At 74.0% G+C, this 1283-nt stretch carries 1 protein-coding gene; it reads left to right on the plus strand.

The features are described 5' to 3' along the window. The first annotated feature begins 106 nt into the window (after positions 1-106). Positions 107-1036: a 1,4-dihydroxy-2-naphthoate polyprenyltransferase gene (locus HMPREF3086_RS01400; protein ID WP_070719773.1), complete on the plus strand. Its 930-nt coding sequence runs from the start codon at positions 107-109 to the stop codon at positions 1034-1036. The last annotated feature ends 247 nt before the right edge of the window (positions 1037-1283 follow it).

Below are 1283 nucleotides of genomic sequence, written 5' to 3' on the forward strand. Positions count from 1 at the left end.
CGGCCCCGGCGCGGGTGGCCGTGCTCGACGCGCTGCCCGTGCTGCCGGGCGGCAAGGTCGACCGGCGCGGCGTCGCGGCCGGGTTCGTCGATGGGACAATCGGGGAATGAGCCGCGAGACCGACCCCGCACCCTCCGCCTCCGACGCCGGGCCCGGCGGTGCCACGCTCTCCCACTGGCTGGAGGGCGCGCGCCCCCGGACCTGGCCCAACGCGTTCGCGCCCGTGCTCGTCGGTTCGGCGGCCGCGGCGCTCGCGGGCGGGTTCGTATGGTGGCAGGCGCTGCTCGCGCTGGTGGTGGCGTGGTCGTTCATCATCGGCGTCAACTACGCCAACGACTACTCCGACGGCATCCGCGGCACCGACGACGACCGCGTCGGTCCCCTGCGCCTGGTGGGCTCCGGGCTGGCCCGCCCCGCGACGGTGAAGCGGGCCGCGTTCGGTTTCCTCGGCCTGGGTGGTCTGGCCGGGCTCGTGCTCAGCGCCACATCGCAACCGTGGCTCATCCTGGTGGGCGTGGCGTGTGTCCTGGCCGCGTGGCTCTACACGGGCGGGAAGACGCCGTACGGGTACCGCGGGCTCGGCGAGGTCGCGGTGTTCGTGTTCTTCGGGCTGGTCGCGGTGATCGGGACGCAGTACACCCAGCTCGGGTCGGTGACCTGGTACGCGGTTGTCGCCGCGGTCGCGGTGGGCAGCTTCTCGTGTGCGGTGAACCTCACCAACAACCTGCGGGACATCCCCTCGGACACCGAAGCCGGCAAGATCACGCTCGCCGTGCGCCTGGGTGATTCGCGGACGCGCGGCCTGCACGCCGTGCTCGAGCTGCTGGTCCCGCTGCTGGCGACGCTCGCGCTCGCCCCGGCCACCTGGTGGGCGCTGCTCGGGTTGCTGGCGCTGCCGGTGGCGTGGAAGGCCAACGGCCCTGTGCGGGCGAGGGCCACAGGCTCAGACCTCATCCCGGCGCTCGCGACGGCCGGGCTCGCGATGCTCGCGTGGAGCGTCCTGGTCAGCGCGGGCTTCGTGATCGCGTCGCTGTAGACACCCCCGTACGAACGACGACGGCCGGCCCCTCGCTCGAGGTGCCGGCCGTCGTCGTTCGTGGGCCCGCCGCGCGGCCCGGCGGGTCTACTTGCCGAGCGAGCCGGCGGGGACCGCGTTCCATGCGTTCTGGATGCCATCGTTGATCGCCAGGGCGGCGCCGCGGAGCGCGTCCTTGACGGGCTCGGGCAGGGGCAGCCCGTCGATGTCGGCGATGGTGATCGTGCCCGGCGCCGGCGGGGCGACC

Source organism: Dietzia sp. HMSC21D01 (genome assembly GCF_001815995.1).
GTDB classification, from domain to species: domain Bacteria; phylum Actinomycetota; class Actinomycetes; order Mycobacteriales; family Mycobacteriaceae; genus Dietzia; species Dietzia cinnamea.

Excerpts from the sequence above, each read along its gene's own strand:
- HMPREF3086_RS01400 (WP_070719773.1), top strand. The coding sequence starts at position 107 with ATGAGCCGCGAGACCGACCCCGCACCCTCCGCCTCCGACGCCGGGCCC.